The sequence below is a fragment of the Bifidobacterium sp. ESL0798 genome, assembly GCF_029395415.1.
Lineage (GTDB): Bacteria > Actinomycetota > Actinomycetes > Actinomycetales > Bifidobacteriaceae > Bifidobacterium.
The window spans coordinates 1,057,933-1,075,433 of sequence record NZ_CP113914.1; the positions used below are offsets into that span (position 1 = coordinate 1,057,933).

The following is a 17,501-nucleotide window of genomic DNA, read 5'->3' on the forward strand; positions in this document are numbered from 1 at the left end:
CGGGAACGCGATATGCTACTTATATATTTCAAAATCATTTGAAATATATAAGTTGTGGGATTCATGAAAGGAAGAGGATATGGGTGTGCAGACCACGTTGTCGGCGCTCGCGGACCCGGCGCGGCGCGAGATTTTGCAGTTGCTGCGGCAGAGGGTCATGAACGCCGGCGAGCTTGCGGAAGCGACGGGATTGTCGGCGTCGAGGCTTTCGTACCACCTCAAAAAGCTGCGCGAGGCAGGTTTGGTGACGGATAGCCGTGAGGGCACGACCATCTGGTATGAGCCGAACCTGACCGTGCTCGACGACACCATCGTCTGGTTGAAAGAGCTGCAGCGCAGCAATGCCGTTTTCAAGGCTTCCCGATACAAAGCGAAGCCAATGGAAAAGGGAAACGTTATCCATGGTTCACAAGAAGTGGCGACTGAGGCGGTGAGAGATGAGAAAGCACGGAAATAAGAAAATCAAAGCTCAAAAATTGAGTGAGGATAAATCCATGGATATCGAGCAACGTACCAGCTGGAAAGCAGTGATAGCCGGTGCGAAAAAGCAAAATATCGCGATGGTACTTCTCGGCTTATTGCCGCTGATAATTGTTCTGCTCGCCTTGCCGTATTTGCCGGATATCGTTCCTGCGCATTATAGCGCCAGTGGTGAGCTAGACCGTTGGGGCAGCAAATATGAAGAGCTCATTCTACCTCTGTTTATGTTGTTGATATGTGCAGGTTGGTTGTTCGGCGAGATCCCTCTTGAACGTTCAGCGCATAAAAAGTCGAATTCTGATATGAACCCGCAAACGACGATACGAGTGTGGGCCATCGGTGGATGCTGCATGTTCGCAGTGTCTACCATTATGACTATCTGGGAGATTGCAGACGGCTTCAGTAGGGGAGGAACGGCGTCCAGCATACCGTTGAATCCGATTGTGAACGTTGCTACTGGTTTCGTCTTCATTGTTATTGAAATGTCTTGCCGAATACGAAGCCGAACGGATGGTCCGGTATGCGTATGCGTGGAGCTTTCAAAAGCCGCGAGTCCTGGCGTCGTTGCCAGCATTTCGGCGGCCTGGAATTTATTATCGGCGGTGTTGCTTTGATACTTATCGGTATCGTCGCACACTCATCCCGCTTCGTTGAATTATTTGCGATCCTTGCTGTCGGTTTGGTCATCATAGTAGCTGTATTTGCCGTCTACAGTTCCTACGCCGGCAAGAAATACGGAGACGTTGGCGGAACAATCAACAAGAAATGATAATGAAGCATAACTAGGTAAACCGGTCTTTCCAACCGGTCATATCTTAGAAACGTCTATGAAATATCCCTAATGGAACTGCTCGGAAGCTGTTTACTCAATCAGCGTGTAGCCGTGGCTGGCGATGACGGACTTGAGCTTGCCCAGGTAGCTTTCGGCGGCCTTGGAGAGGTTGGCGCGCTCGTTGGTGATCCAGCCGACCAGCATGGTCTCGTCGGTGTCGAGCGGAACGGTGACGATTTTCTCGTTGTTAAGGTCGCCGTTGTCGATGCCGGTGCAGATGGTGTAGCCGTTGAGACCGATGATGAAGTTGAGGATCGTGGCGCGGTCGCTCACGGTGATGAGCTTGGGGGAGTCCTTGGGCCAGACCGCCTCCTCGGCGAAGTAGAAACTGCCTTCCTCGCCTTGCTCGTACTGGATGAACGGGTACGGCTTGAGATCGTCCATCGTTACGATTGTCTTGGACGCGAGCGGGTTGTCGCGTGAGATGAAGACGTGCAGCCCGGCACGGAAGAGCGGGTGAAACTCGAGGTGCTTGCCGCGCAGGAGCTTGCCGATGACGTCCTTGTTGAAGTCGGAGAGGTAGAGGATGCCGATTTCGGAAAGCATGTTGGCAACCTGGTCGATGATGTCGCGTGTGCGGGTCTCGCGCAGTGTGAATTCGTATTCGTCGGATTCGATGGAATTGATCATCTCGACAAACGCCTCGACGGCGAACATATAGTGCTGGGTCGAAACGCTGCAGAGCTGCTTGCGGGGCTTGGCATGCTTGTAGCGTTCCTCCATCAGCTCGGCCTGATCGAGCACCTGACGCGCGTAGGTGAGGAATTCCGCACCGTCGACGGTCAGCGCGATACCCTGCGAGGAGCGTGTGAAGATCTCGATGCCCATCTCGTGCTCGAGTTCCTTGACCGACGAGCTCAGCGCGGGCTGGGAGACATACAGCTCGTGGGAGGCCTCGTTCATCGAGCCGCATTCCACGATCTTGACGATATATTTCAGCTGCAGCAGTGTCATAGCAGAAGTTTATAACAACGCGTGTATCGACGAGATTAACTTATAACGATAGTTGATATTGAATCCGTCTGAAGATTTCAACGCACAATAGTTGCAATCATCGTAGCTACGTTCAAATATTTACGCCCAGACGTCGCAGGTCGTTTCGGGCATCGGTTGCATTCCTGAATCGAATCCCTTTGATACCGACCGCTTTCGCGCCATCCACATTGGCCTGCGTATCGTCGAAGAACACCGTTCGGCCCGCATCAAGTCCGAAGCGGCTCAAGGCAAGATCGAAGATGTCGGCGTTCGGCTTGTGCATCTTTTCGACGCCCGAAACCATCGTGCCCTGCAGCAGCCGTTCGAGCTGTGGGAATTTTTCGAACGCGAAATGGAATGTCTCTGCCGACCAGTTCGTCAGACCCCATACGCCATAACCGGCTTTGCGCAGATCCGTCAGCAGCTGCTCCATACCGTCAATCATCTTCGGTAGGGCGTCGTCATAATGCTCGATATAGTAGCGGAACATCGTGGCCGCCTTGTCGCCGTATTCCTTTTCGACGTCCTTGATGACCACCGCGAAGTCTTCGCCGGCATCCATACGCGCCTCGGCGGCGAAGAACCCGTAGACATCGCTTTCATCCGCACAAAGCCTATCGACAACTTGCTGCGGAAAACGGCCTTGAAGGCAGGGACGATAATTGAGCTCCAGCAGAACCCCGCAGAAGTCGAACATGACATCATGGATTTCAGTGCCGTTGCTATTGAAAGCGTCATTGTTCCCGTTGTTAGACATGGTTCTCTCCTGCCTGCTCTTGTTTTCGTTTCGTGCGATGGCACAGTTTGCTGTCGGAAACCGATCAATTGGCCGAAAACCAAATGATCGGTGTTACCGAAAGCTAATCCTGCATCAATTCCTCGAATGCCTGAGGCAATGCCGCGATGACGTCAGTCGCCACAATCGGATGTCCCGGCTTTCCGCTTGGTGTAATGGTGCTGTCCGCGTCGAAGATTTCCGGCGGCTCCCAGCCATGCTGGTCGGACTCGGAGGCCAGGCTTGCGGCGTAACCGTGAATATAGCTTGCGCTGGCGGCTGCCATGATGTTGAGGCTTGGATCGTGCTGCAACTGTTCCTCGCCTTGCTGGGCAAGGAGGCCGGCCATGACGCCCGCAAGCACATCACCGGCGCCGGCTGTCGATAGCCATGCCGGTCCGCTTCCGGAAATAAAGGTCGTGGTCATCTTATTGGTTCCATCGGCATTTTCTGGCGCTGTTTCAGTGCCGACTGGTAATCCCGCCACGTTGGAGTCTCCGACAACGATGGTCACAGCCCCCTTGAGCAGCACGGTCGCACCGGTCAGCTCGTGCGCACGTTTGGCCCAGCGCCATGGTTCGGCGGTGATGTCGGCCTTATCAATGTTTTCCCCGCGTTGACGAAGCAACGCAGCAAGCTCGCCGGCATGCGGAGTGATGATAACATGCGCCGGCACACGTTCCGGCAGCAGATCGAGCGCACCCGCGTCGACGCAGATCGGCGGCATGGTCCAAGGCTCACGCTCGTAATCGATATCCGGGTCGGCATTACCCCAAACGGTTCCTGTTCGTTGAGAGACATATGACAATTTTTCTTCATCCGGATCATGAACCGGAATCTCGGTTTCATCCATGGTCTTGGAAGTATTCTCAGCTGGCAATGCATAATGCTTGAGCAGGGCCGCAATGGCTTCGCGCTGGCCATCGGGTGCGTGCAAGCTGTGCCTGCCGGTATTCGGGTCCGTGCTATCCGCCAACGCCTCACCCGTAGGAACTCCGGAACCGACGGCCCAAGCCTCGACGCGTCCTTTGCCGATAACGATTTCCGGCGCATTGCGCAGCACCATATCGGACGCGTTGACCGGCCCCAGATAACGCACCATGCCGATATTGGAACGGACGGCCGCGCCGGAACTCAGGACGGCTGCACCAGGGTATTTCGCCGATCCGGTAATCAGACCGACCACGCCGCGCGAATATTTGGAATCGGTTGGTTTTGGCAGCCGTATCATGTTGCCGGCCGTGCCGTCGATTGAAGAGACCACGGGATAGGCGCGCGTGATGTCGAAGCCGAAATCGACCAGAACGATGCGCCCGCAGGCGAAAGCAGCAGGAGGCAGCATCGCGCAAGGCTTCATGGCCCCGAACATGACGGTGATGTCGGCGGGAATATAGCTGCCGGGCAGGGTTCCGTCATCGACGCCGATTCCGGAGGGTGTATCGATGGCTACCACAAGCGGCTTCTGTTCCTGCTCGGTGTTGGTTACAAACGGCGGCTTTTCCGGCTCTGTCCCATCCTCGTTGGTGGGGTGGAGGATATTCGCCATCGTTGCGGCAGGCCCGCGAAGGGCGCCGTGCACGCCGATACCGGTCATGGCGTCAAGCACGACATCGGCTTGCTGCGTCAATTCAATCGCCGCTTGCAACCGTTCACCGGCCTCGCCTGCGCCGAAACCGTTGGAAACGCCTGGAATGTCCGCTTCTGGATTGATGATTAGCAGTCTACCGCCGCTGCGTGTGAACGCCAGCAGACCTTGCAAATGCAGGGATTTGCCTACGGCGATTGCCGTGACCCGGGCACCGGCTCGAGCCAATTGAGCGGCGGCGAACAGTCCATCACCACCGTTGTCTCCGGCTCCGGCCAGCAGCACGACTTTTGCCTCGGCGATGTCGATGTCATGCTCGTCAAGTAGTTCCGCGGTAACCCGTGCCGCAGCTGAGGCGGCCATACGCATCAGAGGTACGCCCTGATCCAGCAGCGGACGTTCCATGCCTCGCACGGTCTCGACGCTGAAAGCACGCCGTTGCAGCATCGACTTGCGCATCAGTTCCGTCATCGTTACCTCGTCCATTGCCGACCTCCTATGTCCGCCGATATCTAGCTCGATGTTACCCCAGCGCGGCCACATGGGGTTGCCGTGGGCGGAACTCGCCATCAATAAGCCGCTCGGCGCCCGTCAGCGGCCCATTGATGGCGCGATATAAAAAATCCGCCATCAACAGGCCGTTTGGTGTTCGTCGGCGGCTCGTTTATGGCGGAAACGGAAAACGTCGTGAGGCTACTCCTCGGCGACCAGATCCAGATAATCGTCGCTCCACAGGTCCTCGTCGCCGTCCGGCATCAGCAGCACCCGTTCGGGGTTGAGCGCCTTGACAGCGCCCTCGTCGTGGGTGACCAGAACGATGGCACCCTCATACTTGGCGATGGCCTTCAAAATCTCGTCACGCGAAACGGGGTCGAGGTTGTTGGTCGGCTCGTCCAAGAGCAACACGTTCGCGCGTGAAGTCACCAAAGTCGCCAAAGCCAAGCGCGTCTGTTCGCCGCCGGAAAGCACGCGAGCCGGTTTGAATGCGTCGTCTCCGGAGAAGAGGAAGCTGCCCAAAATCGAACGGGCGTGGGTGTCGTCGAGGTCGGGGGCGACATGCTGCAGGTTCTCGAGCACGGTCGCGTCCATTTCCAGCGTGTCGTGCTCCTGGGCGAAGTAGCCGATCTTGCAGCCGTGCCCATAGTCAACCTCGCCGGTATCGGGCTTGTCCTCGCCGGCCAGGATGCGCAGCGTCGTGGTCTTGCCGGCGCCGTTGTAGCCCAGGATGACCACACGCGAGCCCTTGTCGATGGCCAGGTTGATGCCCGCAAAGACGATGTTTGAGCCGAACGCCTTGGAGATTTCTTTGGCCATAATCGGCGTCTTGCCGCACGGCGCCGGTTCGGGAAAGCGGATGTCTGCCACCTTTTCCTTGGCCTCCGCCTCACTGGTCTCGCTCAAAAGACGTTGCGCCCGCCGCATCATGTTCTGTGCCGCGACGGCCTTCGTGGCCTTGGCGTGCAGGCGGATTCCCTGCTTCATCAGACGGGCGGCCTTCTTCTCGGCCACCTCGCGCTCGCGGCGGCGGCGCTCCTCGTCCACCACGCGCTGCTTCAAGTACGCCTTCCACCCCAGCGAATACATGTCGATCTGTGCGGTCTGCGCGTCCAGATGCCAGACCTTGTTGACCACCTCGTCCAGCAGTTCCGTGGAGTGGGAGATGACCAGGAACCCGCCTTCGAAACGCTTGAGATAGCCGCGCAGCCATTCGATCGAATCGGCGTCCAAATGGTTGGTCGGCTCGTCGAGAATCAGCGTGTCGGCGTCGGAGAACAGAATACGCGCCAGTTCGATACGACGTTTCTGCCCGCCGGACAGCGTGCCGATCGGCTGTTGCATGGTTTCGTTGGGAAGCCCCAGGCTGGCCGCCATGGAAATCGCCTCGGACTGCGCCGCATACCCGCCGGCCTTGTCGAACGCCTGCATCGCCTTGTCGTACTTGTCCATCGCCTTTTCCATGACCTTCGGATTCTCGTTGGTCATTTCCTTTTCAGCCTTGCGCATACGCTTGATGATGCTGGCGATGTCACGGGCGCTCATCATGCGGTCCAGCGCGCTCTGCTCGGGGTCGTCGGCGTGGGTGTCCTGAGGGAGGTAGCCGAGCTTGCCGGAAACGCGGACCTTGCCGGCCGTGGGAAGCAGGTCTCCGGTAATGGTGCGGGTCAGCGTGGTCTTGCCGGCGCCGTTGCGGCCGACCAGACCTATCTTGTCGCCCTTGCTCACGTGAAAATCAGTGGGGTTGAGCAGCGTACGTGCTCCGATCTGAATTTCCAGCCCTTGCGCCTCGATTGCCATACCTTATTACCTGTCCTGTTTTCTTTTACTGAAATTACGGTGAAATATACCAACATGCCATCATAGCGACACGTATGCTTTTCACGAAGCGATAGGAGACGCAGGGTAATCGAGATAACAGGGCGGGCATTCTGGTTGCGCTGATTCCAAGTTACGCAGACAAGGTGTTACGGCATTGGCAGATCTTGAATCATATGCGGGAATCGGGCCTGCACCACAGGCTGTCGAACAATTGTTCGAACCGTCCGCTATGATGGGTTATCCTACAGTGGAGCATTCGGCATCAAGCGGAGGTAAGCATTGGCAACATCATCGACGGCGCATACATCAGGAAAGACCGACGATTCGTCGGCAAGCGTAGTAGCGCAGAAGTTGATGGACAGCGATTCGTTCCTGTCCCAGGAGATAGCGAAGGCACCGCTCAAAAAGACCGGCAATTCGCTGGTCGCGGACATCTCGCACATCCCCAGCGACCTGAAGATCACGATTCAAGGCGCTCGCGAACATAACCTGAAGAACGTCGACCTCGCCATCCCGCGCAGCCGCATGGTCGTATTCACCGGCCTTTCCGGATCCGGCAAGTCCTCGTTGGCGTTCGACACGCTGTTCGCCGAAGGACAGCGCCGCTACGTCGAATCCCTGAGCGCTTATGCCCGCCAGTTCCTGGGGCAGATGGACAAACCCGACGTCGATTTCATCGAAGGACTGAGCCCGGCCGTTTCCATCGATCAGAAGACGACGAACCGCAACCCGCGTTCCACCGTCGGCACCATCACGGAGATCTACGATTACCTGCGTCTGCTGTTCTCGCGTACCGGCATCCCGCATTGCCCGGTCTGCGGCGAAGTCGTGAGCGCCCAGACGCCGCAGCAGATGGTCGATATCTTGATGAAGAAGCCGGAGCGGACCCGCTTCCAGATTCTGGCTCCTGTGGTTCGCGGTCGCAAAGGCGAGTTCGAGGACCTGCTCGAGCTGCTGCGTGGCGACGGTTACTCGCGCGCATTGATCGATGGCAAGATGTGCCAGCTTTCCGACGACATCAAACTGACCAAGCAGAAGAAACACACCATCGAGGTCGTGGTCGACCGTCTGGTCATCAAAGACGGCATCCGCCAACGCCTTACCGATTCCATCGAAACCGCGCTGAGGCTGGCCAAAGGCATCGTGGTCATCGATTACGTCGATCTGGACGAAAAGGATCCGAACCGTCGTGAACCATTCAGCGAGAAGCGTTCCTGCCCAAATGGCCATCAACTCGAACTCGACGAGATCGAACCGCGAACGTTCTCCTTCAACGCCCCGTATGGCGCCTGCCCGGAATGCGACGGCATCGGCTACAAATTGGAAATCGATCCCGAACTGGTCATTCCCGATCCGAGCAAATCGCTTAACGAGAACGCCATCGAACCGTGGGGCATGACCAAGGGCACCGGCGAATACTATCGTCACGTCCTTGAAGGCCTTGCCGAGGAAATGGGATTCAGCCTCGACACCCCTTGGAAAGACCTGCCCAAGAAGATTCAGCATGCCATCATGTACGGCCATGATTTCAAGGTCAAGGTCTCCTATCGCAACCGTTGGGGCAGGCTTCGCGAATACAGCACCGGTTTCGAAGGCGTGGTGCGTACCCTGATGCGCCGTCATGACGAGACCGATTCCGACCAGATGAAGCTCTATTACGAATCCTATATGCGTGAGGTTCCTTGCCAGACCTGCCAAGGCAAGCGTTTGCGTCCTGAAGTGCTGGCGGTCACCGTAGACGGCAAATCCATCGCCGACGTCTGCGATATGCCGGTTGAACGCAGCCTCAAATGGGTTCGGTCGCTTCGGCTCGAAGGCTCGGCCGCGGTGATTGCCGGAGAGGTCCTCAAAGAGATTCGAGCGCGTCTCGGCTTCATGAACGACGTCGGGTTGAACTACCTGACCCTTTCCCGTGCCGCCAAGACGCTTTCCGGCGGCGAGGCGCAGCGTATTCGTCTGGCTACCCAGATCGGCAGCGGACTGGTCGGCGTCATGTACGTGCTCGACGAGCCGTCCATCGGTCTGCATCAGCGCGACAACGAACGCCTGATCAAGACGCTGCATCACCTGCGCGATCTCGGCAATACGCTGATCGTGGTCGAGCACGATCAGGAGACCATCGAGAAGGCCGACTGGCTGGTCGACATCGGCCCGGGAGCCGGTGAAAAGGGCGGGGAAGTCGTCTATTCAGGGCCTGCGGCGCATGTCATCGACGCCCCGCGCTCCATTACCGGCGACTACATCGCCGGCCGCCGTACGATCGAGGTGCCGAAGAAACGTCGGAAGACCGACAGGAGTCGTCAGCTCAAGGTCATCGGAGCTCGTGAGAACAATCTTAAGAACATCAACGTCTCCATCCCTCTCGGCGTGATGACCTGCATCACCGGCGTCTCCGGATCCGGAAAGTCGACGTTGATCAATTCGATTCTCTACCCGTCTCTGGCCGACAAGCTCAACGGGGCACGCATCGTGCCGGGCAAGCACACACGCATCGAAGGCATCGAGCAGTGCGACAAGGTCATCCACGTCGACCAGAACCCGATCGGCCGTACCCCACGCAGCAACCCTGCCACCTATACCGGCGTGTGGGACAAAATCCGTCAGCTGTTTGCCAAGACTCCCGAAGCCCAGGTCCGCGGTTATGGCCCTGGCCGCTTCTCGTTCAATGTCAAAGGCGGACGTTGCGAAGCCTGTCACGGCGACGGCACCATCAAAATCGAGATGAATTTCCTGCCCGATGTCTACGTACAATGCGAGGAATGCCACGGCAAACGCTACAACCGCGAAACGCTCGAGGTGAAGTACAACGGCAAATCCGTGGCCGACGTGCTCAACATGCCCATCTCCGAGGCCGCCGACTTCTTCAAGGCCTATACCGGCATCTCCCGCTATCTCGACACCTTGGTCGATGTCGGACTGGGCTACATCCGTCTCGGCCAGCCCGCGACCACGCTTTCCGGCGGCGAATCCCAACGTGTCAAACTCGCTACCGAGCTGCAGCGTCGTTCCACCGGGCGCACAGTCTACATCCTCGACGAGCCGACCACCGGTCTGCATTTCGAGGATGTGCGCAAACTGCTGCAGGTCCTTCAAGGCCTGGTCGACAAAGGCAACACGGTCATCGTCATCGAACACAACCTTGACGTGGTCAAGTGCGCCGACTGGATCATCGACCTTGGCCCGGAAGGCGGCGACGGCGGCGGCACCATCGTCACCCAAGGCACGCCGGAGCATGTGGCCAAATGCGAAAAGAGCTGGACGGGCAAATACCTCGGCCCCATGCTCGGCTGAATGGCCACTGAGGCGGAACCAAGCGATATGCAGGAAGGCAGGCAATGGCGGTAACAGCGGACGAACAAGGTGGTGCAACGACCACAGGCTGGCGTAAGACCGCTCAGGCGGATGCCGGTAAGCCGAAGCGGCTGTTGGGGGACACCCGTGACCTGTTCCGCCCCGAAACCAGCGAGATTCCCACCGATCCGGGCGTCTACAAATGGCGTGACGGCGACGGCAGGGTCATTTACGTCGGCAAGGCCAAGAACCTGCGCAACCGCCTCACCTTCTATTTCCAGCCGTTGAGTGAGCTGCATCCACGCACGCAGAACATGGTGCTCACCGCTCGCAGCCTCGAATGGACCGTGGTCGCCACCGAGCTTGAGGCACTCACGCTCGAATACACCTGGATCAAGGAATTCGATCCGCGATTCAACGTCGTGTTCCGAGACGACAAGACCTATCCCTATCTGGCGGTCTCGTTGGGCGAACAGTATCCGCGGGTGTGGGTGACACGCAACCGCAAACGCCGTGACACACGGTATTTCGGGCCATATGTCAAGGCATGGGATTTGCGCCATAGCCTTGACAAGCTGCTCAAGGCGTTTCCGGTGCGGACCTGCACGAAGACCGTCTTCAACCGCGCACATCTGACCAACCGACCCTGCCTGCTGGCATCCATCGGAAAATGTTCGGCCCCATGTGTCGAAAGAATCAGCGAAAAAGATCACCGACGCATGTGCGAGCGGCTGGTCGGCGTGCTCACCGGGCGTTACGGCACATCCTTTATCGCGGGACTGACCCGCGAGATGAAACAGGCCAGCGACGACATGGAATTCGAGAAGGCGGCACGGCTGCGCGACCAGATCTCCATGCTGAAAACCATGTCCGAGCAGAACGCGGTCGTTTTCGATTCGGATGTGGACGCCGATGTCTTCGGCATGGAATCGGATGAGCTGGAAGCCTCCATCCATGCGTTCTTCGTCCGTTCAGGTTCCATCCGTGGCGAACGCAATTGGAGCGTCAAACGCGTCGAGGACATCGATGATGCCGACCTCATCGCCGACCTCATCACACAGGTCTATTCCGACATGATGGAGGAGACGGAGAGCCAGGCCAACGTACCGTTGAATCTTCCCAGCAACGGCGAGGAACTGCTGGAACAGGACAGCGAAGTCGCCAAGGATTCGGAGGGTCTTGATGACGATGGCTCCGTCTCCGTTCCGGCCTCTGCCTCTACCGATAGCGCCATCGACATCGTCGAACGGCGTGACGCATTGGGCGCGACACAAAGCATCACCGCCACCGACAGCCTTTCGCGCGCGCAAGCGACACGCATCCGCAGGGAGCGTAGGATGCAGACCGGCAGAAGCGATCTGCTGGCCCCGATCTCGCCGGTTCCCAGAGAAGTATTGGTTCCGATTGAGCCTGCCCGACGAGACGAACTTGAAGAATGGCTCAGCGGCCTGCGAGGGGCTGCGGTGAGAATCCGTGTACCGAGCCGCGGCGAGAAGAAGGCTCTGATGGATCGGGCCGACAGCAATGCCAAGCAGGCGTTGCAGCGCAGCAAGATGAGCCGCATCAGCGACATCGGTGCCCGCACGCAGGCGATGAACGACGTGGCCAAGGCGTTGGGTCTCAGCGAATCCCCGTTGCGTATCGAAGGCTACGATATCTCCAACACCATCGGCGGCATCTATCAGGTCGCCTCCATGGTGGTGTTCGAGGATGCGATAGCCAAGAAGTCCGAATACCGTCGTTTCGCCATTCGCGGCAAAGACGGCAAAGGTGCGCTTGACGATCTGAGCGCGATGTACGAGACGCTCACCCGCAGGTTCCGCCATGGCAACATCGCCGGAGACACGGGCGAGAGCATCGACAACGAGAAGCGGATCGAAGAGGCCGAGTCGTCTTCTCAAACTCTGACAAATCAGATTGAGCATGCAGATGGCAGTGAACGTGTTCAGGAAAAAAATGAAACAGATGATAAAACTGACGGCCTGACCAGTGCGGATGCCGTCGTCCAACAAGACACCCATCCGCGTCATTTCGCCTACAAGCCGAACCTCATCGTGGTCGACGGCGGCAAGCCCCAGGTGGAAATCGCGGCCAAGGCCCTCAAGGACTGCGGTGTCGACGATGTGGCGGTCTGCGGTCTCGCCAAGAGGCTCGAAGAGGTCTGGATGCCCGGGGAAGACTATCCGCTTATCCTCAAACGGCAGTCCGAAGGCATGTATCTTCTGCAGCGGGTTCGTGATGAATCCCATCGTTTCGCTATCACCTATCACCGCAAGTCCCGGCGTAAAGGTGCCCTTCGCTCCGCGCTCGACAACATCCCGGGCATCGGCGAAAGCTACCAGAAGAAACTGCTGCGTGCCTTCGGCTCGGTAAAGGGTATCCGAAAAGCCAGTCTCGAAGATTTGCAAAACGTCAAAGGAATTGGAACGGCCAAGGCCGAAGCCGTTTACAATGCCCTCCATAGTGGTTCCGATGATTCAAAATCTTCATCGACGGCCACATCCCGGACGGTTTGAGTGCTTAAAATCAGAAAATACCCTATAAACAGGTCAGAATAGGCAATCAAAACAACCAGATGAGCTTCAAGGAAAGGAATCAGGAAATCACCATGGCCAATGAGATACACCATCGCTGTGCGGTCTTGGGCAAACCCATATCCCACTCGCTTTCGCCGTTGCTACACAACGCGGCCTATCGAGCTCTCGGACTGGATGATTGGTATTACAAACGCGCTGAGGTCGGAGAATCTGACTTGGATGGTTTTCTTGAAGGTTTGGATTCCACCTGGGTGGGACTGAGTCTCACCATGCCGTTGAAACGCACCATACAGCCTTACGGAACCCCGTCCGATGACTGGTCTCGCAAACTCCTTGTCGCTAATACCGCGATATTCGATTGGTCAGGTACATCCGAAAAACCGAATATCAGACTATACAACACCGACGTGGAGGGTATCGAGAAAGCCTTCTCGCATGCATGGCAGATTTTCGACAATGCAGCCCCCGTACCGACAAGAGAAACCGGCAATGCCCTCGATCTGCAAGTCCTTCCAAACGGAGCGAACGCGGTTATTCTCGGCAATGGCAATACGGCCCTTTCAGCCTTGGCCGCCTGTACGGGAATCAACGTTCCCGGTAAAGGCCCGATAGCGCAGGTAACGGTGTGTGCCAGACACCAGCACGAAAACGATCCCATGAAGCAGCTTGCCCAGTCGGAATCCGGTTTCACGTACCAGCAGGTGTCATTATCAGAATCAGCAAAGTATTTGCTTGAAGCTGATATTGTCATCAATACGATTCCGTCCCATGGAGCCGATGACGTAGCCGCTCAATTAGAAGGAATCAGTATTGGTTCCTCGCCTGTCCTGTCCCGGAAAACCCTGTTGGACGTTGTCTATGATCCCCGTCCCACCAACCTCATGCAGTCCTGGCGCGCCAACGGCGGAACCGCAATCGGCGGCGAGGAAATGCTGCTGTATCAGGCGATTGCCCAAGTCCGGTTGATGACGGTAGGGGCGCATATTATAGGAACGGCAGATTTCGAGCAGGCGATGAGAAGCGCCTTACAGGAGGCACTGTGATTTCGGAAACGCGGGGATCGGACAGCACCGGGAACAAGGTCGAGAAGACGGCCCCTGCAACCAATGCGAATGACTTCGAAAGCGTCGTGTCATCACAAACGGATAGCGATAGCCCCAAGCCAGCCAAGGAATTCGAGGTCATGCTCATCACCGGCATGAGCGGGGCCGGCCGTTCCCATGCCGCGGATTGCGTCGAAGACATGGGTTGGTATGTGGTTGACAACCTTCCTCCGAAGCTGTTGATACCGCTGGTCGATATGATGACCTCTTCCGGTTCCAAAGTCCATAGGCTCGCGGCGGTCATCGATGTGCGTTCACGCAGTTATTTCGACGATCTGTCCGCTGTTTTGAGTCATCTGGATGATCTGGGTGTGCGTACCCATATTCTTTTCCTCGACGCCAGCGACAAGGTTCTGGTGCAGCGGTACGAGTCCGTGCGGCGTCCGCATCCACTTCAGCGCGGCAACCGCCTTATCGACGGGATTCGAGAGGAGCGTGAGCTGCTTGAAAATCTCAAGGAACGGGCCGATACCGTCATCGATACCTCAACGCTGAGCATCCATCAGCTTTCGACGAAACTGTATGAGGCTTTGCTTGGCAGCGGCGCGAAAACCGTTTCCGTCCACATCTTCAGTTTCGGTTTCAAATACGGGATTCCGCTTGATGCGGATTTCGTCGCAGACGTCAGATTCCTGCCCAACCCCTATTGGGTGCCGAGTCTGCGTGAACTCAACGGGAACGATCAGGCCGTCAGCGATTACGTCCTTTCCAGCGAAAGCGCCAGGGATTTCATCGACTCCTACGAGAAGGCCATCATGGTGGCCATCAAAGGTTACGCTCAGGAAGATAAGCATTATGTCACAATTGCCATCGGCTGCACCGGTGGCCAGCATCGTTCGGTGGCTATCAGCAATGAGCTGGCGAGAAGGTTCAAGGCTCACGGGCTTAGTGTGACGGTATCGGCGAGGGAGTTGCATCGTCATGAGCGACAATAGCCAGGTGTGAAATTGTCGATCGTTTTTGAATCTGGTGATGGACCAGGATATTCGGTATCGACATAAAACGGACAAAGGGAAGCAGAACGATGGATTCTTGTCCAAGTCATTCGCTATCACAGATAGCCGTGGCATAGGCGTGAGATGACTCCGTTTAATGTTCCAATTACACTTATATGAAGAACGGGAAGTAGGAGGTTGGGCTTTGGCTCTTCTGAACGAGGTCAAAAGCGAGTTGGCAAGCGTGGAGACGGATTTGCCGACCGCAAAGATGGCGCAAGCTGCGACGATGATGCGGTTCGGGGGAGGTCTGCGTCCCGTCGGCAACAAGGCTGTCATCCGCGCGCAGTTCGATTCGCTTGAGGCGACCGAATGGTTGCGCAAGACTATCGCGCATTATTTTCAGCGCGAAGCTAAAGTCACCAAAATAAGCAGGCAGACTCCCAACGGAATCGTGCAACGCTATGATCTGCTCGTCGAGCGCGGAGCGACCGCGCTTGCTCTGCAGACGGGTCTGCTCGACCGGCGTATGCATCTGGTCGAGGGGTTGCCTGCAGAGGTCATCAGTGGCAATATCGCCCAGGTAAAGGCTGCCTGGCGCGGTGCGTTCCTCGCGCGTGGCATGATTTCAGATCCTGGCAAGTCTAGCTATCTCGAAATCATCTGCCCTTCGCATGAGACGGTGACGGCATTGCAGGGTGCGGCCCGCAGGCTCGGCATCTCCGCCCAGGCTCGCAAGGTCCGCAGCTCCGAACGTATCACACTTCGTGATTCCGATTCCATCGAACGCATGCTGATGCTGATGGGAGCGCCGCGTTCGGCCCGCGAATGGACCGGCAAGCGCACGGATGGGGAAGCTCGCGGCAAGGCCAATCGCCTGGCGAACTTCGACGATGCGAACATGCGCCGCAGTGCCAAGGCCGCTGCCGAGGCCACCCAGAAAGTCAAGCAGGCGTTCGAGATATTGGGTGACGATATTCCCGAAAACCTCAAGGCGGCCGGTGATCTGCGGCTCCAGCACACGGATGCCAGTCTCGAAGAGCTGGGCCGTCTTTCAAATCCTCCGATCACGAAAGACGCCATCGCCGGACGTATACGCCGTTTGCTGCAGTTGGCGGCCAAGACCAAACGTGCGCAGGAGCAATAGCAGGGCGGTGACGACGGCCATTCGCGGTTGATTGTCGATTCGGTTGGATAGGCAATAGAAAAGCGGATCGACGTCGTTCATCGACTGACAATCCGGCGTCATTATTGGGAAATATATATTGTTAGCGTTCACAAATTAACGCTTGTTTTCGGAAATATTTTCACCCAAATGAGCTTTCTTGTTGGGCGAAGACTGTACCATTGCTAGTGACATAGGCCACAGCTTTGTACTGTTTCTTGACTAGATAACATGATTTTCCGCTCAGCTGTGGTTTTCAAGGAAAGGATACCAATGAGGACACTCAAGGATTTAGGAGATCTGAAAGGCAAGAAGGTTCTTGTCCGTGCTGATTTCAATGTGCCGCTGAAGGGCACCACCATCACCGACGACGGCCGTATCCGCGCCGCTCTGCCGACGATCAAGGAACTGCGTGCCGATGGCGCGAAGGTCATCCTGATGGCCCATCTCGGTCGCCCGAAGGGCAAGGTCGTTCCTGAGCTTTCGCTGGCACCGGTCGCCAAGCGTCTGGGCGAGCTGCTCGGCGTTGACGTGACGTTGGCGAGCGACACCTACGGCGAGGATGCCCGAGCCAAGGTCGCCGCGATGAATGACGGCGACGTTGTGCTGCTGCAGAACGTGCGTTATAACCCCGAAGAGACCAGCAAGGACGACGCCGAGCGCGCCGCTTACGCCAAGAAGATCGCCGCCTTGGGCGAGGTCTTCGTCTCCGACGGTTTTGGTGTCGTGCACCGTGCACAAGGCTCTGACTACGATGTGGCCGCCGATCTGCCGAGTGCAGCCGGCAAGCTCATCGAGAAGGAAGTCAAGGCGTTGTCCCGCGCCACCGAGAACCCGGAGCGCCCGTTCACCGTCGTGCTCGGCGGCTCGAAGGTCTCCGACAAGCTCGGCGTCATCGAGAACCTGCTGAAGAAGGCCGACCGTCTGCTGATCGGCGGCGGCATGGCCTATACGTTCCTAGCGGCCAAGGGTTATGAGGTCGGTACCTCCCTGCTGGAAAGCGATCAGATCGAGACGGTCAAGGGATATATGGACGAGGCCAAGAAGAACGGTGTCGAGCTCATTCTTCCCGTCGATGTCGTGGTCAACAAGGGCTTCCCCGACGGCAAGACCGAGGTTGCCCCCGAAGTCGTCGACGCCGACAAGATCCCCGCTGACAAGATGGGCCTCGACATCGGCCCGAAGACCCAGAAGCTCTTCCACGACAAGATCGTCGATTCCAAGACGGTCGTGTGGAACGGCCCCGCAGGCGTGTTCGAAGTCGAGCAGTTCCAGGCCGGTACTAAGGCCGTCGCCCAGGGTATGGTCGACGCCACGGCCAAGGGTGCCTTCACCATCGTCGGCGGCGGCGACTCTGCCTCCGCAGTGCGTAACCTCGGCTTCCCCGAGGATGGCTTCTCGCACATCTCCACCGGTGGCGGCGCTTCCCTCGAATTCCTCGAAGGCAAGACCCTGCCCGGTCTCAAGGTGCTTGAGTAATCGAATCGAAACCGTTGGTGCTGTAGCG

The 17,501-nt window shown here is 57.4% G+C and carries 12 protein-coding genes; 8 read left to right on the plus strand and 4 right to left on the minus strand.

The features are described from left to right. Nucleotides 1-79: 79 nt before the first annotated feature. Both OZX74_RS04455 and OZX74_RS04460 read left to right on the plus strand, forming a co-directional pair. Nucleotides 80-457, plus strand: a complete 378-nt coding sequence (locus tag OZX74_RS04455; protein ID WP_277157318.1) for a metalloregulator ArsR/SmtB family transcription factor — start codon at nt 80-82, stop codon at nt 455-457. Then, the gene (locus OZX74_RS04460) at nt 438-1,094 is read left to right on the plus strand and encodes a DUF1648 domain-containing protein (RefSeq protein ID WP_277157319.1); all 657 of its coding nucleotides are present in this window, start codon (nt 438-440) and stop codon (nt 1,092-1,094) included. The genes OZX74_RS04455 and OZX74_RS04460 overlap by 20 nt, the downstream gene beginning before the upstream one ends. 248 nt (nt 1,095-1,342) lie before the next feature. Here the strand turns inward: OZX74_RS04460 and OZX74_RS04465 are convergent, their stop codons facing one another. From OZX74_RS04465 to OZX74_RS04480, 4 genes are all read right to left on the minus strand, one after another. After that, nucleotides 1,343-2,266 carry a LysR family transcriptional regulator gene (locus tag OZX74_RS04465; RefSeq protein WP_277157320.1) on the minus strand — a complete coding sequence of 308 codons (924 nt, stop codon included), beginning with the start codon at nt 2,264-2,266 and terminating at the stop codon, nt 1,343-1,345. Nucleotides 2,267-2,378: 112 nt separating this feature from the next. Beyond that, nucleotides 2,379-3,044 carry an HAD family phosphatase gene (locus tag OZX74_RS04470; RefSeq protein WP_277157321.1) on the minus strand — a complete coding sequence of 222 codons (666 nt, stop codon included), beginning with the start codon at nt 3,042-3,044 and terminating at the stop codon, nt 2,379-2,381. Between the two features lie 103 nt (nt 3,045-3,147). Beyond that, on the minus strand, nt 3,148-5,133 hold the full coding sequence (locus tag OZX74_RS04475) for a bifunctional ADP-dependent NAD(P)H-hydrate dehydratase/NAD(P)H-hydrate epimerase (RefSeq protein ID WP_277157322.1): 1,986 nt from the start codon (nt 5,131-5,133) through the stop codon (nt 3,148-3,150). A 207-nt stretch (nt 5,134-5,340) separates the two neighbouring features. Further along, nucleotides 5,341-6,942: an ABC-F family ATP-binding cassette domain-containing protein gene (locus tag OZX74_RS04480; protein ID WP_277157323.1), complete on the minus strand. Its 1,602-nt coding sequence runs from the start codon at nt 6,940-6,942 to the stop codon at nt 5,341-5,343. A gap of 375 nt (nt 6,943-7,317) precedes the next feature. Here OZX74_RS04480 and uvrA point away from each other — a divergent pair, with 375 nt between their 5' ends. From uvrA to OZX74_RS04510, 6 genes are all read left to right on the plus strand, one after another. Continuing rightward, nucleotides 7,318-10,254, plus strand: coding sequence for an excinuclease ABC subunit UvrA (uvrA, locus tag OZX74_RS04485; protein WP_277157416.1), 2,937 nt, complete (start codon nt 7,318-7,320; stop codon nt 10,252-10,254). Between the two features lie 44 nt (nt 10,255-10,298). Continuing rightward, complete coding sequence (gene uvrC / locus OZX74_RS04490) at nt 10,299-12,770, plus strand: excinuclease ABC subunit UvrC (protein ID WP_277157324.1); 2,472 nt, start codon at nt 10,299-10,301, stop codon at nt 12,768-12,770. A gap of 92 nt (nt 12,771-12,862) precedes the next feature. Next, nucleotides 12,863-13,834, plus strand: coding sequence for a shikimate dehydrogenase (locus tag OZX74_RS04495; protein ID WP_277157417.1), 972 nt, complete (start codon nt 12,863-12,865; stop codon nt 13,832-13,834). Between the two features lie 86 nt (nt 13,835-13,920). Next, a complete protein-coding gene (gene rapZ, locus OZX74_RS04500; protein ID WP_277157418.1) occupies nt 13,921-14,829 on the plus strand; it encodes an RNase adapter RapZ in 909 nt (302 codons plus the stop codon). Between the two features lie 205 nt (nt 14,830-15,034). Further along, nucleotides 15,035-15,976, plus strand: coding sequence for a DNA-binding protein WhiA (whiA, locus tag OZX74_RS04505; protein ID WP_277157325.1), 942 nt, complete (start codon nt 15,035-15,037; stop codon nt 15,974-15,976). 291 nt (nt 15,977-16,267) lie between these two features. After that, the gene (locus tag OZX74_RS04510; protein WP_277157326.1) at nt 16,268-17,473 is read left to right on the plus strand and encodes a phosphoglycerate kinase; all 1,206 of its coding nucleotides are present in this window, start codon (nt 16,268-16,270) and stop codon (nt 17,471-17,473) included. Nucleotides 17,474-17,501: the final 28 nt, after the last annotated feature.

Excerpts from the sequence above, each read along its gene's own strand:
- OZX74_RS04460 (WP_277157319.1), top strand. The coding sequence starts at position 438 with ATGAGAAAGCACGGAAATAAGAAAATCAAAGCTCAAAAATTGAGTGAG.
- OZX74_RS04465 (WP_277157320.1), bottom strand. The coding sequence starts at position 2,266 with ATGACACTGCTGCAGCTGAAATATATCGTCAAGATCGTGGAATGCGGC.
- OZX74_RS04470 (WP_277157321.1), bottom strand. The coding sequence starts at position 3,044 with ATGTCTAACAACGGGAACAATGACGCTTTCAATAGCAACGGCACTGAA.
- OZX74_RS04495 (WP_277157417.1), top strand. The coding sequence starts at position 12,863 with ATGGCCAATGAGATACACCATCGCTGTGCGGTCTTGGGCAAACCCATA.
- OZX74_RS04480 (WP_277157323.1), bottom strand. The coding sequence starts at position 6,942 with ATGGCAATCGAGGCGCAAGGGCTGGAAATTCAGATCGGAGCACGTACG.
- uvrA (WP_277157416.1), top strand. The coding sequence starts at position 7,318 with ATGGACAGCGATTCGTTCCTGTCCCAGGAGATAGCGAAGGCACCGCTC.
- uvrC (WP_277157324.1), top strand. The coding sequence starts at position 10,299 with ATGGCGGTAACAGCGGACGAACAAGGTGGTGCAACGACCACAGGCTGG.
- OZX74_RS04475 (WP_277157322.1), bottom strand. The coding sequence starts at position 5,133 with ATGGACGAGGTAACGATGACGGAACTGATGCGCAAGTCGATGCTGCAA.
- OZX74_RS04455 (WP_277157318.1), top strand. The coding sequence starts at position 80 with ATGGGTGTGCAGACCACGTTGTCGGCGCTCGCGGACCCGGCGCGGCGC.
- OZX74_RS04510 (WP_277157326.1), top strand. The coding sequence starts at position 16,268 with ATGAGGACACTCAAGGATTTAGGAGATCTGAAAGGCAAGAAGGTTCTT.